General features: G+C 71.0%; 18 protein-coding genes. 12 read left to right on the top strand and 6 right to left on the bottom strand.

Annotated features, from left to right (window positions below):
* The first annotated feature begins 105 nt into the window (after positions 1-105).
* From K6T36_RS15235 to K6T36_RS15210, 6 genes are all read left to right on the top strand, one after another.
* Positions 106-558 carry a type IV pilin domain-containing protein gene (locus K6T36_RS15235; protein ID WP_222922028.1) on the top strand — a complete coding sequence of 151 codons (453 nt, stop codon included), beginning with the start codon at positions 106-108 and terminating at the stop codon, positions 556-558.
* A gap of 121 nt (positions 559-679) precedes the next feature.
* Entirely contained in the window at positions 680-1,543 is an 864-nt protein-coding gene (locus K6T36_RS15230) for a TatD family hydrolase (protein WP_222922027.1), read from the top strand.
* A 221-nt stretch (positions 1,544-1,764) separates the two neighbouring features.
* Positions 1,765-2,343, top strand: coding sequence for a DUF2150 family protein (locus tag K6T36_RS15225; protein WP_222922026.1), 579 nt, complete (start codon positions 1,765-1,767; stop codon positions 2,341-2,343).
* A gap of 75 nt (positions 2,344-2,418) precedes the next feature.
* Positions 2,419-4,671 carry an Ig-like domain-containing protein gene (locus tag K6T36_RS15220; RefSeq protein ID WP_222922025.1) on the top strand — a complete coding sequence of 751 codons (2,253 nt, stop codon included), beginning with the start codon at positions 2,419-2,421 and terminating at the stop codon, positions 4,669-4,671.
* A 97-nt stretch (positions 4,672-4,768) separates the two neighbouring features.
* On the top strand, positions 4,769-6,106 hold the full coding sequence (gene hmgB, locus K6T36_RS15215; RefSeq protein WP_222922024.1) for a hydroxymethylglutaryl-CoA synthase: 1,338 nt from the start codon (positions 4,769-4,771) through the stop codon (positions 6,104-6,106).
* Positions 6,107-6,223: 117 nt separating this feature from the next.
* Entirely contained in the window at positions 6,224-6,628 is a 405-nt protein-coding gene (locus K6T36_RS15210) for a thioredoxin family protein (protein ID WP_222922023.1), read from the top strand.
* A 1-nt stretch (position 6,629) separates the two neighbouring features.
* On the opposite strand, the gene K6T36_RS15205 is transcribed toward K6T36_RS15210, so the two are convergent.
* A complete protein-coding gene (locus tag K6T36_RS15205; protein WP_222922022.1) occupies positions 6,630-7,349 on the bottom strand; it encodes a helix-turn-helix domain-containing protein in 720 nt (239 codons plus the stop codon).
* A gap of 80 nt (positions 7,350-7,429) precedes the next feature.
* On the opposite strand from K6T36_RS15205, the gene K6T36_RS15200 reads away from it, so the two are divergent.
* A complete protein-coding gene (locus K6T36_RS15200) occupies positions 7,430-8,050 on the top strand; it encodes a metal-dependent hydrolase (protein ID WP_222922021.1) in 621 nt (206 codons plus the stop codon).
* Between the two features lie 95 nt (positions 8,051-8,145).
* The gene (locus K6T36_RS15195) at positions 8,146-8,775 is read left to right on the top strand and encodes a GNAT family N-acetyltransferase (RefSeq protein ID WP_222922020.1); all 630 of its coding nucleotides are present in this window, start codon (positions 8,146-8,148) and stop codon (positions 8,773-8,775) included.
* Between the two features lie 42 nt (positions 8,776-8,817).
* On the opposite strand, the gene K6T36_RS15190 is transcribed toward K6T36_RS15195, so the two are convergent.
* The gene (locus K6T36_RS15190; RefSeq protein WP_225935145.1) at positions 8,818-9,441 is read right to left on the bottom strand and encodes a DUF7978 family protein; all 624 of its coding nucleotides are present in this window, start codon (positions 9,439-9,441) and stop codon (positions 8,818-8,820) included.
* A 90-nt stretch (positions 9,442-9,531) separates the two neighbouring features.
* Between K6T36_RS15190 and K6T36_RS15185 the strand changes: the two genes are divergently transcribed.
* The 3 genes from K6T36_RS15185 (at position 9,532) to K6T36_RS18940 (ending at position 12,454) form a co-directional block, all read left to right on the top strand.
* Entirely contained in the window at positions 9,532-10,728 is a 1,197-nt protein-coding gene (locus K6T36_RS15185; protein ID WP_222922019.1) for a metal-dependent hydrolase family protein, read from the top strand.
* 95 nt (positions 10,729-10,823) lie between these two features.
* Positions 10,824-11,081, top strand: a complete 258-nt coding sequence (locus K6T36_RS15180; protein WP_222922018.1) for a glutathione S-transferase N-terminal domain-containing protein — start codon at positions 10,824-10,826, stop codon at positions 11,079-11,081.
* Between the two features lie 110 nt (positions 11,082-11,191).
* Positions 11,192-12,454 carry a response regulator gene (locus K6T36_RS18940; protein ID WP_225935144.1) on the top strand — a complete coding sequence of 421 codons (1,263 nt, stop codon included), beginning with the start codon at positions 11,192-11,194 and terminating at the stop codon, positions 12,452-12,454.
* Between the two features lie 25 nt (positions 12,455-12,479).
* Here K6T36_RS18940 and K6T36_RS15170 read toward each other — a convergent pair whose 3' ends face one another.
* On the bottom strand, positions 12,480-13,463 hold the full coding sequence (locus K6T36_RS15170) for a transcriptional regulator (protein ID WP_222922017.1): 984 nt from the start codon (positions 13,461-13,463) through the stop codon (positions 12,480-12,482).
* A gap of 191 nt (positions 13,464-13,654) precedes the next feature.
* Here K6T36_RS15170 and K6T36_RS15165 point away from each other — a divergent pair, with 191 nt between their 5' ends.
* Positions 13,655-15,058, top strand: coding sequence for a tRNA(Ile)(2)-agmatinylcytidine synthase (locus tag K6T36_RS15165; RefSeq protein ID WP_222922016.1), 1,404 nt, complete (start codon positions 13,655-13,657; stop codon positions 15,056-15,058).
* 51 nt (positions 15,059-15,109) lie between these two features.
* Here K6T36_RS15165 and K6T36_RS15160 read toward each other — a convergent pair whose 3' ends face one another.
* From K6T36_RS15160 to K6T36_RS15150, 3 genes are all read right to left on the bottom strand, one after another.
* Positions 15,110-15,622 (bottom strand): NUDIX hydrolase, encoded by a 513-nt coding sequence (locus K6T36_RS15160; RefSeq protein WP_222922015.1) that lies wholly within the window; start codon positions 15,620-15,622, stop codon positions 15,110-15,112.
* A gap of 28 nt (positions 15,623-15,650) precedes the next feature.
* Positions 15,651-16,736: a pyridoxal-phosphate dependent enzyme gene (locus K6T36_RS15155; protein WP_222922014.1), complete on the bottom strand. Its 1,086-nt coding sequence runs from the start codon at positions 16,734-16,736 to the stop codon at positions 15,651-15,653.
* A gap of 83 nt (positions 16,737-16,819) precedes the next feature.
* A complete protein-coding gene (locus tag K6T36_RS15150) occupies positions 16,820-17,047 on the bottom strand; it encodes a hypothetical protein (RefSeq protein WP_222607395.1) in 228 nt (75 codons plus the stop codon).
* Positions 17,048-17,170: the final 123 nt, after the last annotated feature.

Raw genomic sequence — 17,170 nt, 5'->3', positions numbered from 1 at the left:
CCGTCGATATCACCGGTGAGAACGCCGCCGACGCGGTTAAGTACGAGACCGCGGCACTCCCGGTAACTCGGGCGCGTCGCTGGGGAACCCGACGGTCGGATATCCATGACAGCGACACCACAGCACGGGCCGCCCTCCCGCGACAGAGCCGTCACGCCGGTCATCGCGACCGTGACGATGGTCGCGATCACGGTCGTGCTCGCGGCCGTGCTCGGTGCCGCGATGCTCGGCCTCCCCGGCGGACTCGCCGCCGGGCCGCCGTCGCTGACGGTCGACTTCACCTACCGATCGGTCGGCACCGACTACGAGGTGACCGCCAGCATCCACGGCGGCGAGACCGTCACGAAGGAGAACACGGGTAACCTGACGCTCGTCGCCGACAGCGGACACGAGCGCGCGGCACTGAAGACGCGCTACCCGCTCACCGGCGGCGACAGCATCGTCCTCTCCGACGAGACGGAGGGGCCGGTTCCGCCGGGAACCGAGGTTCGGCTGGTCTGGTCCGGCCCCGAGGGGCGCACCTCCGTCGTGATCGCCCGCGGGCAGACCCCGTTTTGAGACCGCGTCGCCGATACGGACGCCCAGTGTTGAGACCGCGTCGCCGATACGGACGCCCCGACCCGCGCCGGCGACGACCGCGGCCCGCAGGGTTTTCGAGCGCCGGCACGCAACCGCGACCATGAGCGAGGACCTCGGCACGCCCGTGCTCGACAACCACCTCCACCTCGACCCCGAGCACGGCCGCGGCATGGCCGCAGTCGACGACTTCTGCCGGCTGGGCGGCACGCACCTGCTCGTCGTCAACAAGCCCTCCTGGCACCTCGGGCCGGTGCCGTCCGACCGCGAGGACTTCCGCCCGGCGTTCGAGGCGACGATCGAGGCTGTTCACGAGGCGAGCGATCGGCTCCCAGGTCGCGCGTGGCCCGTCCTCGGGGTCCACCCAGGGCTCGTCTCCCGGCTCGTGGACGACGAGGGGTACGAGCCGGACGCCGCGCGAGAACTGATGTGCGAGGGGCTGTCCGTCGCCGCCGAGTTCGTCGCCGACGGCCGCGCGCTGGCGCTGAAGTCGGGGCGCCCGCACTACGACGTGTCCGAGGCGGTCTGGGACGCGTCGAACGCCGTGATGCGCCGGGCGTTCGAGCACGGCGCCGAGCTGGACTGTGCGGTCCAGCTGCACACCGAGGCCAGCGAGGACCTGACCGAGATAGCCGACCGGGCCCGCGAGGCCGGGATGGACCCCTCGCGCGTCGTGAAGCACTACGCGTCCGGAAAGCTGGCCGGACCCACTCCGAGCGTGATGAGCGAGAAGGACTGGCTGCGGACCGCCGCCGAGGAGGGCGAGCCGTTCCTGATGGAGACGGACTTCGTCGACGACCCCGACAAGCCGGGGATGGTGTTGGGGCCGAAGACCGTGCCGCGGCGCGTCCGCTGGCTGCTCGACGAGGGGTACGACGACGCGGTACGGACCGCCCACGTCGAGACGCCGCGGGCGGTGTACGACATCGACACCGAGGCGACGCTAGCGGAGGGAGAATCGACGTAACCGAACGGGAGCGTCGGGCAACCCGACGGTCAGGAGTTGCCGCCGAATCAGGGACGCCACGGACCGTCGCTTTGGTCCAGTCGCCGGAGACGGCAGCGGTGACCGCCATCGGTGCCTGTGAGTGACACGGGGGATCGGCGGGATATCCCCCGACTCGGCCCGGATCGCGGGGTGTTCGGGGAGAAGAAAGGCATATCAAGACAGGCCGAAACCGTGTGGGTATGAGCGAATCCGAGGAGACGTTCTACACCGCCGACCGGTGGCAGAACTGGCTCGACCGCGTGGCGGAGGAGGACCTCGACCCCGAGAACGAGGACTCCGCCCGGTTGCTGCTCAATCTTCAGGACGACACCGCGATCGCGGTCGCGAAGATCCTCGCGGCCTACGACGACGACCGACTGAGCGAGGAGGAGGCGACCGACGAGATCGCCGACATCCGCGACATCGTGCTCGACGACGTGGACATCGCCGACGAGGAGAAGGCGATGCTGATCGACGGCGTCCAGACGAGCCTGGTGTGCGTGTTCTACGCCGCCGAGGAGTACGTCGTCGGCGGCCCCGCCGACGAAGGGACCGTCGGCGAGTACGTCGAGGCCGCCGCGGCCGCGGAGGCCGAGGAGGACGTCGACGCCGCGCTCGGCTACCTCGTGCAGGCCGGCACCCGCATCATCGACGGCGAGGAGCTGCCGATGGACCTCGTCGAGGACCTGGAGTACGGCTTCGTCTCCGAGTGGGTCAACGGGCTCGACTCGCTGCAGTCGGCGATGGCCGACCCCGAGGTCGTCGAGGAGGACGAGTAACGCCACCGACGCGGCGGCGTCCGAACTGATACTCGGGACCGCACGCTTATCACGGCCCTCCGGCTACACCGGGCCATGACCGGTCGGGGGGACGGGGACGGAGAACGCGACCGCGCCGTCACGGTGCAGATCGGCGCGGTGATCCTCTTCGGATTCCTGATCGTCGCCCTCTCGACATACCAGGCAACGGTCGTCCCCGACCAGAACCGCGAGGTCGAGTTCCTCCACAACCAGGAGGTCCAGACCGACATGGTCGAGCTGTCCTCCAGCATCACGGCGACCGGCCGGACCGGCGACGCCGCGCCGGCGACCGTGAAGCTCGGGACGCGCTATCCGAGTCGGGCGTTCTTCGTGAACCCGCCGCCGGCGTCGGGGAGAGTACAGACCGTCGATCCCCCCGATGACGGGACCGTCTCGCTGGAGAACGTCGACATTGAGAGTTCCTCCGGTGGCGAGGCGAACGATTACTGGGACATCGCGGCGAACCGAAACAAGTCCACGCGGTTCGTCGTGTACGAGCCGCGGTACAACACCTATCGCGGGGCCCCGACGACGCGCTACGAGTCGGGCGTCGCGTTCAATCGGTTCTCCAACGGGGCGAACCTCACGCTGACGGACCAACGCGTCGTCGAGGACGACCGGGTCACCCTGGTCGCGGTGTCGGGTGACCTCAGCCGAAGCGGCGTCTCGACGGTGTCGGTGGACCCGGAGGCGGTGAGTACGGTGTCTCGGCGCGAGCGGGTCTCCGGCACGCTCGACGTGACCATCCCGACCACGCTGAACGCGACTCGATGGGAGGTGTTGCTGGCCGATGAGATCGACGACGGGTGGGTGAACGGGACGCGGAACGCACCGGGCGGCGTGACCATCGAGTTGAACGATTCGCGGACCTACGCGCTGGGGATCGCGGCCGTTCACGTCGGCGACGGCGACAGTCCCGATCGGTCGCCGGCGTATCTCGACGTGGAGCAGCGGCCCTCGGAGATGACCGCGGGGACGACCCGCGAGGTCGTCGTCGAGGTGCGCGACGGGTACGGGAACCCGATGTCGGGAGTCGAAGTGAACGGAGTGGTCGACGACGGACCGGGGAGCCTCGCGGACGACGAGGTGCTGACCGACGGCGACGGCCGGGCCGTCTTCGAGTACACGGCGCGTGGGACCGAGGGTGAGGAGACACTCCGCTTCAGCTACAACGCCGTCGACGGGGGCGGGTTCGACGCGAGCAGCGCCTCGGACGCCGCGTTCACCGTCGAGGCGACCGAAGGTGGCGCCGGCACCGGCGACGGCTCCGCCTCCACGTTGTACGATCTGCAGTGGGATGAGGCCTCGATCACGGCGGCGGACGGCGTGTCCGAGGACACGAGCACGGACGCCGACATTCTCATCAACAGGTCGATCGCCGGCGACGCGATCGATGTGACGACCGAGACGACCGACAGCGCCACCGGGGAGCCCGTCTCCGGGGTCGAGGTCGACTACGCGTCGAACGACTCCGCCGTTGGGCGGTTCACCGGGGCGAACGGAAACGCCACGACCGATGACGACGGGCGCGCCGACGTGACGGTCGACCTCCCGAGTAACGGGACGGCGAAGCTGTACGCGGCGGCGAGCGGGGCCGGCGATACGCTGACTGCGCGGGTCGTCAGTGGAGACGACGGTGGAGGCGACGGCGGTGGCGACGGGCCGAGCGTCGCGTTCCGCCTGGACGACCTCTCACATCCGCAGGAAAGCGGCGTCGAGTACGTCGGATCGTACGCGGTCTCGAACACGAACGCGTCGTTCCAACGCGTGGAGATCACCTATCAGAACACGGACGACGGAAGCGCAACACAGACGCTTGAAAGCACGGACGATCGGGGTGGACTCACGTACACCAGCGGCTACGGCGCCACGGACACCTACACCGTGACCGTGGAAGTCATCTACTCCGGCCCGAGCGGCGAGTACGTCGCCGCGTCGCGGAGCGTCACGGACGCCGCCGACGCGTCGAACCCGACCGGGAACGACGACCTCTCCACCGCGACGTCCGCGAGCCTGTCGAGTTCGACGATCGAGGACCGCAGCACGGGCGGACAGGGGCCACGGTATCGCTTCGACTACGCCGTCTCGACCGGCGACTACTCACAGACGAGACTCGCCGTCGTCTCCACCGGAGCCGGCGGAAAACAGACCGTGACCCGCACGGCACGCTCCGGCAACAACGTCGATCTGAACGACCCGTACGGCTACAACGAGCCGTTCAAACTCGCGATCCTCGTGTACGGACCCGACGGCGCCGTGGTCGACGCTCGGATCGCCTCCGACACGGCTGACGGGACGGACCCCTGACCGCGGTCCGATACCGGATCACACCCCGACATGACTTCGACGATCGACGTATTCGACCATCGACAGACCTACAACCCAGTTCTCCATACGACTGCCCATGACAGCTGTGGGAATCGACGCGATCGAGATCTGGACGGGGAAGCTCCAGCTGGACCTCCCCGGAACGTTCGCGCCGGCCAAGGGTGAGGACCCCGGCAAGTACACGAAGGGGCTCGGACTGGAGACCTCCTCGTTCCCGGACGCCTACGAGGACATCGTCACGATGGGCGCGAACGCGGCCAAGCGCCTGATGGACCGCAAGGACCTGGACCCGCAGGACATCGGCCGCATCGACGTGGCGACGGAGTCGGCGTTCGACAACTCCAAGCCCGTCTCGACGTACATCGCGGGCTGTCTGGAGCAGGTGTACGACGGGGACTTCCACCACGCGAACAAGGGCGAGCGGAAGTTCGCGTGCGTCGCCGGCACCCAGTCGATCGACGACGCGTACAACTGGATCAAGGCGGGACGCAACCGCGGCCGCGCGGCGCTGGTCATCGCCACCGACACCGCGCTGTACGCCCGCGGCGACCCCGGCGAGGCGACGCAGGGCGCCGGCGCGGTCGCGATGCTCATCGACGAGGACCCCTCGGTCGTCGAACTCTCGACCGAGCAGGGCTACGGCAGCGCCGACGAGACGGACTTCCTGAAGCCGAACCAGCAGTTCCCCTCGGTCGACGGCAAGCGCTCGATGCAGGTGTACCTCGCCCGCATGCGCGAGGCGCTGGAGGACTTCGAGTCGGTCGCGTGGGACACCCACCCCGACGACTTCGCGTACATCCCGTTCCACACCCCGTTCCCGGGGATGGTCCGCAAGGCGGGCCTGCTCGGCTACCGGCACATGATCCGCGACACGGAGATCGAGGACGCCCTCGAGGGTCGCATCGGGCGCCAGCCCCGCGAGGAGGACTTCGACGACTGGGAGGCGTACGAGGAGGCGATCCGGGCGTACATGGACGACCTGAAGGAGACCGAGGAGTACCAGTCGTGGTACGCCGACACGATCGACCCGACGCTGAACATCTCGCGGCGCGTCGGCAACTGGTACACCGGCTCGGTCCACATCGCCCGCGCCTCCGCGCTGCGCCACGCCGCCGCGAACGACGTGGACCTCGAGGGGCAGAAGCTCCTCGTCGCCTCCTACGGCTCCGGCGCGCAGGCGGAGATCCACGCCGAAACCGTCGCCGACGGCTGGAAGGAGGAGGTCCAAGCGGCCGACCTCGAAACCCAGCTCCAGCAGCGTTACGACCTCTCGTACGACGAGTACGAGCAGGTCCACGACCGCCACAACCACGACATGGACGTGGAGCTGGAGGAGTTTACCCAGCCCGAGGGCGAGTTCGTGTTCACCGGCTGGGGCCGCATGAGCGAGCGGAAGTACGACTACGTCGAGTAACGCCGGTCGCACCCCGACGGCCCCCCGGCGACTCCTGTGGGCGGGCCGGTCGCCGCGGGTGCGTCCGCCGCACACACGACTGCAACGCCTTTTGCCGCCCGCCACCGATCACATCGCATGAGCGACACCGCATCGACCGCCGGCGGCGACGACACGGAGAGCCCTCCGAAGCCCCGCGACGTGGACGCCCGGGACTTCCGGACGGAGTTGCGCGAGGCCGTCGCCGGGGACGACCTCGTCCTCGTCGACTTCTACACGAAGGGGTGTACCCTCTGTCAGAGCATCGAGCCGGTGCTCGGCACCGTCGCCCGCGCCGCGGACGTGCCGGTCCTGCTCGTGAACCCGCAGACCGACCCGTCGCTCGTGAGCGAGCACGCGATCCGGTCGGTGCCGACGCTGGCCGTCTTCGAGTCGGGCGAGGACGGCGAGCCGGCGGAGGTCGACCGCATCGCCGACGGGTTCGTCGGGGCCGAACGGATCGTCGAGTTCGTCGAGGAGGCTCGGGCCGTCGGCGAGCGCTGATCTACAGCGACCGGAGCTCCTCCAGCGCCGGCTCCAGATCCGCCGTCGACACCGCGAGCGAGAACCCGTCGACCCGCGCGAGCGCGGCGGCGTGGTCCCACAGCGCCTCCTCGTCGAGGCCGTGGAGGATCACCGCGTTCGGCGTCGGCGTCACGACCCGCAGCGCCACCAGCGGCGACTCGCCGCGGGTGACGCCAGTGAACACCAGCGCGCGGTCGGTCGACTGGCCGTACAGACGGTAGAACTCCTCGGAGGACAGCGACGTGATCGCCTCGATGGAGTTGATCACCGTGTGGCCGTTCACCGTGTCGCGCTCGCCGGGCGCGATCTCGGTGGCGTCGAGCGCCTCGTACACCCGTTCGGTGGGGATCGCCGCGGGGTACTCGCGGATGTCGCGGACGATGTCCGACTCGAAGCCGGCGGAGACGACGCGGGCGAACTGCCGGATCCGCGAGCCGCCGCGCGCCTCGTCGATGTCGAGCAGCCCCTCCACGACCCGGGAGACGAGGCCGATCCCGGGCGACTCGCGCCGGCCGCTCTCGTAGTCGGAGACGACCGACGAGGAGACGCCCATCCGGTCGGCGAGTTCGGTCTGTGAGACGTCGAAGTCCGTGCGCCACTTGCGGAGCGTCGCCCCTGGATCCCCCGAGAGGGTGATCTCGCCCGCGATCCGGCGGGCGAGCCGCGCTCGCGCCTCCCCGTGGTCCTCGCCCACACTCATACCCGCGAGGTCGGCACACCCGAGTGTAAGGGTGTCGGAGCGCCGAAACGGCCATGTCGCCCCGTCCCCTGCCCTCCGTCGTGCCCTCGACGCTGGTTCACCTCGCGCTCGCCGGCCTCCTCGCTGCGGCGCTGCTTCGCGAGTCGGCGTTCGGCCGCCGCGCGGTCGCGGTCGTCCTGCTGGCGACTGTCCTCCCGGATATCGACTCGTTCGTCTCGCCGTTCCTCGCGGGCGCACATCGCTCGCTGGGCCACAACGTCCTGATCCCGGTCGCGGTCGTCGGGGCGCTCGCGTACGACACCCGCGTTCGGGATCGCTCGTGGCTCCGGGACCGGTGGGGGGACGCCGCGCCGCACCTCGCGTGGGTCGCGCTCGCCGGGTTCGCCGTCGCGGGCGTCGGCCTCGACTACGTCGCCAACGGCGTCAACCTGTTCTGGCCGGTCCACGACCAGTTCTACAGCCTGAACGGCCGGGCGGGGCTGTCGAACCAGCGGGGGTTCTTCCAGACGTTCGTCGACCTCACGCCCGAGGAGGTGCGCACGACCGAGAACCTCCACTACGCGACCGGGGTGGACCCCTCGCCCGGCGACGAGCCAGAGGACGTCGAGCGCGTGTTCCCGCTGGTGTGGGCCGGCTGGCAGTTGCTGCTGGTCGCGACGAGCGTCGCGGTGCTCGCGGTCCGGTTCGCGCGCGAGCGGTGAGACGGTCCCAGGCGCCGTCGCCGTCGCGGTGCGGCCCCCGGCGTCGGGGACGACGCCATCGGCGGGTTGATTCGTCCGCCCGCGAAGACGGGGGTATGAGCGACTCCGGCGACGCGGACGACGCGGGCGACCCGAATGACCCCGACGCGACGATCCGGCCGTACGAACCGAGCGACGCGGACGCGCTGTGGGCACTCAAGCGCGGCTTCGAGACGGGGCTCGGCGCCGGGACGGGCGGCGACGACAAGGCCGCGACGTACGAGGCGAAACTCACCGAGGAGTACCGGCGACGGTGGCTCGACTGGGTCGACCGCTGCGTCGACAAGCAGGCGGCGACCGTGACGGTCGCGGCGGTCGGCGGCGACGCGGGCGCCGGCGAAGCGGCGGCCGGCGACGCAGCCGACGACGACACGGGCGGCGACGACGGCGACCCCGACGACAACGACGACCCGTCGGCGCTCGCGGGCTACGTGTTCGTCCTCCCGGAGTCGCTGTCGTTCGTCTGGGACGCCGCCGTGCTCAACGAGGTGTACGTCCGTCCCGAGTATCGGGGAACGGGTGTCGCCGACGGCCTGATGGAGGCGGCGCTGTCGACCGCCCGCGAGCAGGCCCTCCCGCTGGACCGCATGGTGCTCGACGTGGACCGCGAGAACGAGCGCGCGCGGGCGTTCTACGAACGATACGGCTTCGAACACTGGGGCGAGATGGTCGCCCGCGACCTGTAGCGCGAGGTCTCGACCGCGCCGCGGAGGCCGGCGATCGCGCCATCAGGCGCCGCCGACGAACGAGCCGAGCGCTCCGCCGACGCCGCCGAAGACGGCGGGATAGACGAGGCCCGCGAGCAGCGCGCCGGTGACGTAGTCCGGGTGGACGCTGCCGGCGTCGCCGACGCCGTACGCGAAGACGACGGTGCCGACGACCGCGAGCAGGAAGTACGCGGGGACGACGCCGAGGGCGGCCAGCGCCCCGTCGGTCGGGTCGTCGACGCCCTCGACGAGCGCGACCGCCACGCCGGCCAGCAGGAGCGCGAGCGGCGGCACCGCGTACAGGTACGCCAGGCCGGCGTCGGCGCTCGCGAGCAGGTCCGACGAGCGCGTCCCGCCGCCGAACGACGGCGACACGGTCGCCACGAAGTGGGCGTTGTAGAAGTACCAGCCGACGCCCTGCCACGCGGCGACGGGGTCGCCGCCGAACAGGCTCGCGAGGAAGTTCAGCGTCGAGAGGCGATCGCGTACCGCCCCCGCCTGCGTCACGTACGTCGCGAGGTAGCCGAGCAGGTACGCGCCGACCCCCGCGGCCGCGCCGGTGGCGAGCGACACGCGCTCGCGTATCCCGGATGCGTTCGATTCTCCCGTTCCCGTCGCTGTCGCGTTCGTTTGGGCATCCCCCATGGATTCGCCGATGCCGCCGCGGGATAAACTCGTTGTGGCCGAGCCCTCGGATCCGCAACCCTCTTTCGGCCGCCGGGCCGACCGACGACCATGCTTCTGCGGGACGCGACGCTCGTCGACGGCGCGGGCGTCCGACGGGGCGACCTCCGGGTCGCCGAGGACCGGATCGAGGACGCGGGCGACCTGAGCGCCCGGAGCGACGAGTCCGTCGTCGACCTCTCCGGGCACGCCGTCCTCCCGGGGCTCGTCGACGCCCACGTACACTTCTCGCTGTCGGGCGAGCGCACCGTCGAGGAGGTCGTCGGCATGGGCGACGCCGAACTCGCGCTGGTGGAGGCCCGAAACGCCCGGAAGACGCTCGCGGCCGGGGTCACCGGCGCGCGGGTGATGGGCGCGCGCGACGTGGACGTGCACGTTCGCGACCGAATCGACTCGGAGGACATCCCCGGACCGCGAACGGTCGCGAACTGCCGGTCGATCACGGCGACCGGCGGCCACGGCCACCACCTCGGCCGAGAGATCACCGGCGCCGACGACGCCCGGCGGGCGGTTCGCGAGCAGGCGAAGCAAGGCGCGGACTTCATCAAGTTCATGGTGACCGGCGGGGTGACGACGCCCGGCAGCGACCCCGGCGCCGTCGCGCTCACCGACGCCGAGGTCGAGGCGATCGTCGACGAGACCCACCGGCGCGGGCTGCACGCGGCGACGCACGCCCACGGCGCCGAGGGCGTGAAGTCGGCCGTCGCCGCCGGCGTCGACACCGTCGAGCACGGGACGCTCCTCGACGACGAGGCGATCGACATGCTCGCCCGCGCCGACGTGACCCTGGTGCCGACGCTGTCGGCGCCCCACCGGATCGTCCGCAACGTCGAGGCGGCCACCGAGGAGGACCGCACCAAGACCGAGGCGGTGTACGACCGTCACCTCGACTCGTTCGCCCGGGCGGTCGAGGCTGGCGTCCGGGTCGCCGGCGGCACCGACGCGGGGACGCCGTTCAACATGCACGGCACCAACGCCACGGAGCTGCTGCTCATGCACGAGCACGGGCTGGACCCGCTGGAAGCGATCGTCGCGATGACCGAGACCGCGGCCGAGACCGTGGGGCTCGCGGACCAGGGGACGCTGGAGCCGGGGACCCACGCCGACCTGCTCGTCGTCGACGCGGACCCGACCGAGGACCTCACCGCGGTGACGGAGCCCGGAGCCGTCCTCAAGGGCGGGGCGGTCGTCGCGGGCGCCGACGAGCGAACCAAACGAGCGATCGCGGACGCCCGCGGCGACGACTGACCTCAGGGCGACGACCGACGCGGGAGGCCGGCTCCGCGCCCGGGGCGCACACCCCGACGGAGTTTAAGTCGGGGGCGGCGCTACGTGCGGACGCAATGGCGAACCTCGTCCTCTACGAACTGGAAGGCTGTCCGTACTGCGCGAAGGTGACGAAGAAACTGGACGAACTCGGGCTGGAGTACGAGTCGATCATGGTCCCGCGATCGCACGCCGAACGGACCGAGGTCGAGGAGGTGTCCGGTCAGACCGGCGTCCCCGTCCTCGTCGACGAGGACCACGGCGTCGAGGGGATGCCCGAATCCGACGACATCGTCGCGTACCTCGAGGAGACGTACGGCCAGGGCGCGGCGTAGTGACGGTGTACGCCCCGTAGCGACGATCCTCCTACTCCGGCCGTAGCGCCGATCTCATCCCGTCTCCTGGCGCCACGGGATTTTTCAGGGTCGAGCGGAATCCTCCGTCGATGTACTCCCCGCTCGGCGGCGCGGTCGCGTCGACCCCGTCGGTGCTGGTCGTCGACGACGACCGGGCGATGACGGATCTCCTCACGGACCGGCTGGGCCGCGATCTCGACGCCGTGACCGTGTCGGGGACGACCGACCCTGCGGACGCGATCCAGGCTATCGAACGAGGAACGGCCAGCTGTTTGGTCTCCGACTACGACATGCCGGAGATCGACGGCCTGTCGCTGCTCAGGCAGGTTCGCGAGATCGACGACCGCGTCCCGTTCGTGCTGTTCACCGGCCGCGGGAGCGAGGAGATCGCCAGCGAGGCGATCTCAGCAGGCGTCACCGACTACGTCCAGAAGGGCGGCGCCGAGTCGTTCACCGTCCTCGCCAACAGCGTCGAGCGTGCGCTCGACCGCCGGCGGGCCGAGCGCGAGCGCGAGGCCGCCAGACGTTCGCTGGCGGCCAAGGACGCGACGCTGGAGTCGCTGTTCGAGTCGATGCCCTCGCCGGCGGTCGTCGTCGACGCCGCGGACCCGGCGGTGCCGGTGGGGCAGGTGAACCCAGCGTTCACCCGACGCTTCGACGTGGATCCCGCGCGGGCGATCGGCGAGCCGATCGCGTCGGTCGTCGGGGTCGTCGGCGACGGCTCTCTCGAGCGGGTCGTCGCCGACGCGACCACGAGCCGCGAGGAGCTGACGTGTCGGACGCCGGCGGGCGACCGCGAGTTCCTCGTCACCGTCGTCGCGACCGGGGACGACGACGAGCGGTACGTCGTGTTCACCGACATCGACGAGCAGAAGCGAGTGCAGCGCGCGCTCGCGGACCTCCACGAGGCGACGCGGGAACTCATGGCCGCCGACGGCGTCCGGGAGATCGAGGAGGTCGCGCTGTCCGCGGCCGCCGATGTGCTCGGCTTCCCGCACAACGGGACCCGCCGGTACGACGGGGACGCCGACGAACTCGTTCCCGGCGGGACGACCGCCGCGGCCGCGGATCGCTACGACCGCGAGCGGTCGACCTACGGCCGCGAGGACCCCGACGCAGCCCACGCGTGGCGCGCCTTCGACGAGGGCGAGCCGGTCACCGTGTCTCGGGAGGCAGACCTCAAGCGGGAGGGCGTCGCGAGCAAGGTGTACCTGCCGGTGGACGAATGGGGGCTGCTCACGCTGTCGGACCCCCAGCGCGAGGGGATCACGGAGACCGAGGAGTACCTCGGGCGCGTACTCGCAACGAACACGGCCGCGGCGCTGTCGGGGCTGGACACGGACGCGTCGTAGCGAGAACGGCCCGATCCCGGCGAGATTACGCCTCCGCCGGTTCGTCGGAGCGCTCGCGGATCAGCTCGCGGATGCGTTCGGGGTCGTCGGCCCGAGAGAGCTCGACCATCGTGACGATGGCGGTGCCGTCGACGGTCTCCTCCTTGGGCTCGTCGTCGCCCTCGGTGAAGTAGACGGCGCGGGTGCCGGTGACGCGCCCGAGCGACCCCATCAGCTTCGCGCGCTTCTGTGCGGTCCGCGTGAACGGCGAGTGGCCGGTGAGCAGCGTGAACTCCACGCGCGGCTCGGCCTCGTCCTCGCCGACGGCGGTGAACGGGGCCCGCTGGGTCGGGTGAACGGCGAAGCCCGCCCGCGAGAGCACGCCGTACACGTGCTCGTCGTCGGGGTCGACCTCCGGCGGCTCCGGGGTGGGGTCGGCCTCGCGGACCTCCTCGGCGCCCTCCATCACCCGCACGGGGTCGGAGAACGGGCGGTCGAACAGGTCCTCCAGCTCGACGGCGACCTCGACGGAGGCGTTCATGCCGTCCTCGTACTTCGCGACGGTGCGGCGGGAGACGCCCAGCTCCTCGGCCAGTCGCCCGAGGCTCCAGCCGCGCTCCCTGCGCTCGTCGGCGACGGTGTCGCCGTCGATGTTGACGTAGAGGCCGCCGGGGGCGGCGTAGATGAGCGGCGGTACCTCCTCGATGAGCAGGTCGTACAGCGTGTCGGGGTGGATCGCCGGGACGCCGTGGCGGAAGTAGACGACGCCGGGCTTGATGTCCTCGTCGCGCGTGCGCATCCCGACGAGGATCGGCGTCGCCGAGAGGTACTCGCCGAGCCGGCGCATCTCCGCGCCCGTGGCCCGGTCGAACGCGTCGACGTTGCCGAGCACCTTCACGAGGAGCAGGTCCTCCCCGCGTCGGGCGGCCACGTCGAAGCTCTTGGGGCGGACCGCACAGCGTTCGCTGACCAGGAAATCGGCGTCCGCGAGCATGGCGGTCACGTTCCCGACCAGCGCCTTCCGCGACATACCCGTACATAGGCGACTCACACCTTAAAGGGATTGTGCCGGGACCGGAAGGTCTCACCCGACGCCGTCAGCCGGTCGCTCCGTCGATTCGACCGGTAGACCTATACGACGCGGATTCCGGACAGCCGGCAGTCGGGCGGGGTGAGCCGGGACGCGAAAGGCACAACTCCGGGCGGGGCCTCCCGACGGCCGTGACGGTCCTCGGCATCGACGACACCGACTCGCGCACGGCGGGGATGTGCAGCACGTACCTCGCCGCGCTGGTCGCCGAGGCCATCGAGGACGCGGGGGCCACCGTGCACCGACGCCTGCTCGTCCGTCTCAACCCCGCCGTCGAACACAAGACGCGGGGGAACGCCGCGCTCGCGCTTCACACCGACGCCGACCCAGACGAGGCGATCGCGATCGCGAGCGACCTGATCGCCGAATACGCCGTCGCCGACGACCCCCGAACCTCCCCCGGCGTCGTCGTCGCCGACAGGGATCCCGAAGCGGTTCCCGCCTCCGTGGCCGACTTCGCTCGCGAGGCGGTCCGCGAGTTCCACGACCTCGGCGACGCGCTCGCGCTCGCCGACGTGGTCGGGTTCGACCACCGTGGGTGGGGAAGCGACGGCGAGCCGTCGGCCGATACAGCCTGCGGAGACGGCGATAGCGACGACAACGGCGACGGCGCCGGCGAGGACGCCGTCGTCGGTCGCGGCCGCATCGGCGCGCTCGCGGCCGTCGGCGCCTGGCGGGCGTTCGACGACTGGACGTACGAGCACATCTCGTATCGCGAGTTCGCTCGATGCGGGACGCCCCGCGAGGTCGACGAGGCGAGCGTGTTCGCGGCCGCCGAGGAGGCGTACCCGCTCGCGTGGGACACCGTCGACCGCGTCGAGAGAGAGGCGGTGTGCGTCCCGAACGCCCCGGGGCCGATCCTGTACGGGATCCGCGGCGACGACCCCGAGGCGGTCCGGCGGGTCGCCGACGGGATCGACAGCGAACCGGTCGAGCGCTCCGCGCTGTTCGTGACGAACCAGGGGACCGACGCGCACCTCCGTGAGGGAACCCTCGGCGACCTGCGCGAGGGCGGCGCCTACCGCGTCGACGCGACCGTGACCGCGGCCCCCGAGACGCGCCGCGGCGGGCACGTGTTCTTCGAGGTGACCGCTCTCGGCGGCGGTGACGCCGCCGCCACCGACGATGTCGACGGCGACGGTCCCGAGGCGACCGTGATCGACTGCGTCGCGTTCGAGCCGACGAAGCGCTTCCGCGACCGCGTGCGGGATCTGCGGGTCGGCGACCGCCTCTCCCTCTGTGGCGAGGTCGCCGACGGCACGCTGAAACTGGAGAAGTTCGCCGTCCGCGACCTCGTCGAGACGGCGCCGGCGGTGCCGACGTGCCCGGAGTGCGGTCGCTCGATGGAGTCGGCCGGCGCGAACCAGGGCTACCGGTGTCGCGACTGCGGGGCGAGCGAGCCGGGAACGGTCGACGCGCCGCTGGAGCGGGAGCTCGAACCCGGCTGGTACGAGGTGCCGCCGTGCGCGCGCCGGCACATCAGCAAGCCGCTCGTTCGGGGCGGCTTCGACGCGCCCACACACCCGGAGCGGTGACTGTTCCTGGGCGGGGACACGTTTCCCGGACGGGACACACCGCGAGCGGGATCAACCGTCGAACACGGCCGCGAGCAGGGCACGGTCGAACGGGCTGATCCCGCCGTGTTCGCGGAACCACCCGAGCGGGGCGAGGCGCGCGGCGCTCGTCTCGTCGCGGGCGGTCGGCTCGCCCGCGGTGGCGGCGCGGTCGACGACGTAGCGGATCCCGACGACCGATCGCCGCTCCTTGGTCGTGTGGTCGACATCGAACAGCCGCAGATCCGCGGGGTCGACGCGAACGCCGGTCTCCTCGCGCAACTCGCGGGCGACGCCCGCGGCCGGATGCTCGTCGTGTTCGAGGTTGCCGCCGGGGACCCCCCACAGCCCGCGGTTGGGGTCGACCTCCCGCTTGCCGAGCAACACCTCGTCGCCGTCGCGGACGACGACGCTCGCGACTGGTTTGCTGTTCTGCCACACGACGCGGTCGCACTCGGGACAGCGGCGCCGCTCTCGCCCCTCGACGACCACGCGGTCGAGTTCGGCGCCACACAGCGGGCAGTAATCGCCGGCGACGGTGATCACCGGGCGACACCTCCACGCGGGCTCCGAGTCACGTCTTCAACCCGCTCCCGGTCAGGGGAACGACCATGTCCTCGTCGCCGTCGAGGACGCCGCGTTCGCGGTACTCCCGGAGCGCCGCGGGCGCGACCGCGCAGGTCGGCTCGGTGTAGAAACCGGCGGCGTGGAGGTCGGCGAGTTCCGACTCGACGGCGTCGCTCCCGAGCGCGATGGCGTCGCCGTCGGTGTCGTCGATCGCAGCGAGGATCTGCTCGCGGCGAACGGGCTCGGGGATCTGAATGCCGTCGGCAGCGTCGTTGTCGCCGGTGGCCGCGTCGGTGCCGTGGAGCGCCTCCACGATGGGGGCGGTGCCCGCGGCCTGCGCGCCGAGCAGCCGCGGGATATCGTCGATCCAGCCGGCATCGCGAAGCGCGCGGAAGCCGCGGTAGGCGCCGAGGAAGAGCGTGCCGTGGCCCAGGGGGAGGACGACCGCGTCGGGCGCCTCCCAGTCGCGCTGGAGCGCCGTCTCATAAGTGAACGTCGCGGTTCCGGCGAAGAACGCGGGGTTCCAGGCGTGGCTGGCGTACCAGCCGGTGTCGGACGTAACCGCCTCGATGCAGGCGTCGGTCGTCGCCTGCCGCGGCCCCTCGGTCCGCACCGGCGTCGCGCCGGCACGCCGGATCGCCCGCAGTTTGGCGTCCTTCACCGAGGCGGGGACGTAGATCTCGGCGTCGATGCCTGCGCGGGCGGCGTAGGTGGCGATCGCGGCGCCGGCGTTGCCCGAGGAGTCCTCGACGAGCGTGTCGACGCCGAGGGCGGCCGCCCGCGAGACGGTCGTCGTCGCGCCGCGGTCCTTGAACGAGCCGGTCGGGAACACGTACTCCAGCTTGAACTGGGCGTCCCACGCCTCGGCGTCGACGAGCGGCGTCATCCCCTCGCCGAGGGTGACCGGCGGCGACTCGGGGAGGAACCCGTCGAACGACCAGAGCCCCTCGCGCGTGTCGAACGCGGCCGGGTCGGGCGCGGGACGGTCGGGAAGCGGCTGCTCGGCGTACTCAAGCGGGTGCCCGCACTCACAGCGCCAGCGATCGGCGTACGTGGCGCCGCAGTCGGGACAGCGAAGCGACGGAGCGGTCATGGGTGACCGAGCGGCGGGGAGCGACCAGTAGGTGACGGTTCGACGAGCCGACCAGAGAACTGCCGCCGGGGGTCGACGGTCCGCTACTCGTCGTTCGAGAGTCGCGACCTGAGCCGGTCGAGCCCGAGGGTCGTGACGAAGAAGACGCTCCCCACGTACAGCAGCGTCTGCGGGTTCGTGATAAGGGAGTTGCTATACCCGATGACGGTACTCAGATATCCGAGCAGGGACGCGGTCCAGCCCAACCCCGTTATCCCCGCGACCTGATCGATCGCGTCCCCGTTCGGTCGTGCCATTCCTTTCAGCGACATGGAGCAGTCACACCCACCATAGGACGTGCTTACTCGGGACCCCGCATGAAGGTGTTTTCAGCCTAACATGGTATGATTGTCATTCGATAGCTCGTGTGGGTCGAACCCCTTCCGGATACGTTC

This window comes from Halobaculum roseum, assembly GCF_019880245.1.
Classification (GTDB): domain Archaea; phylum Halobacteriota; class Halobacteria; order Halobacteriales; family Haloferacaceae; genus Halobaculum; species Halobaculum roseum.
This window is presented reverse-complemented; position numbering and strand designations above follow the sequence as displayed.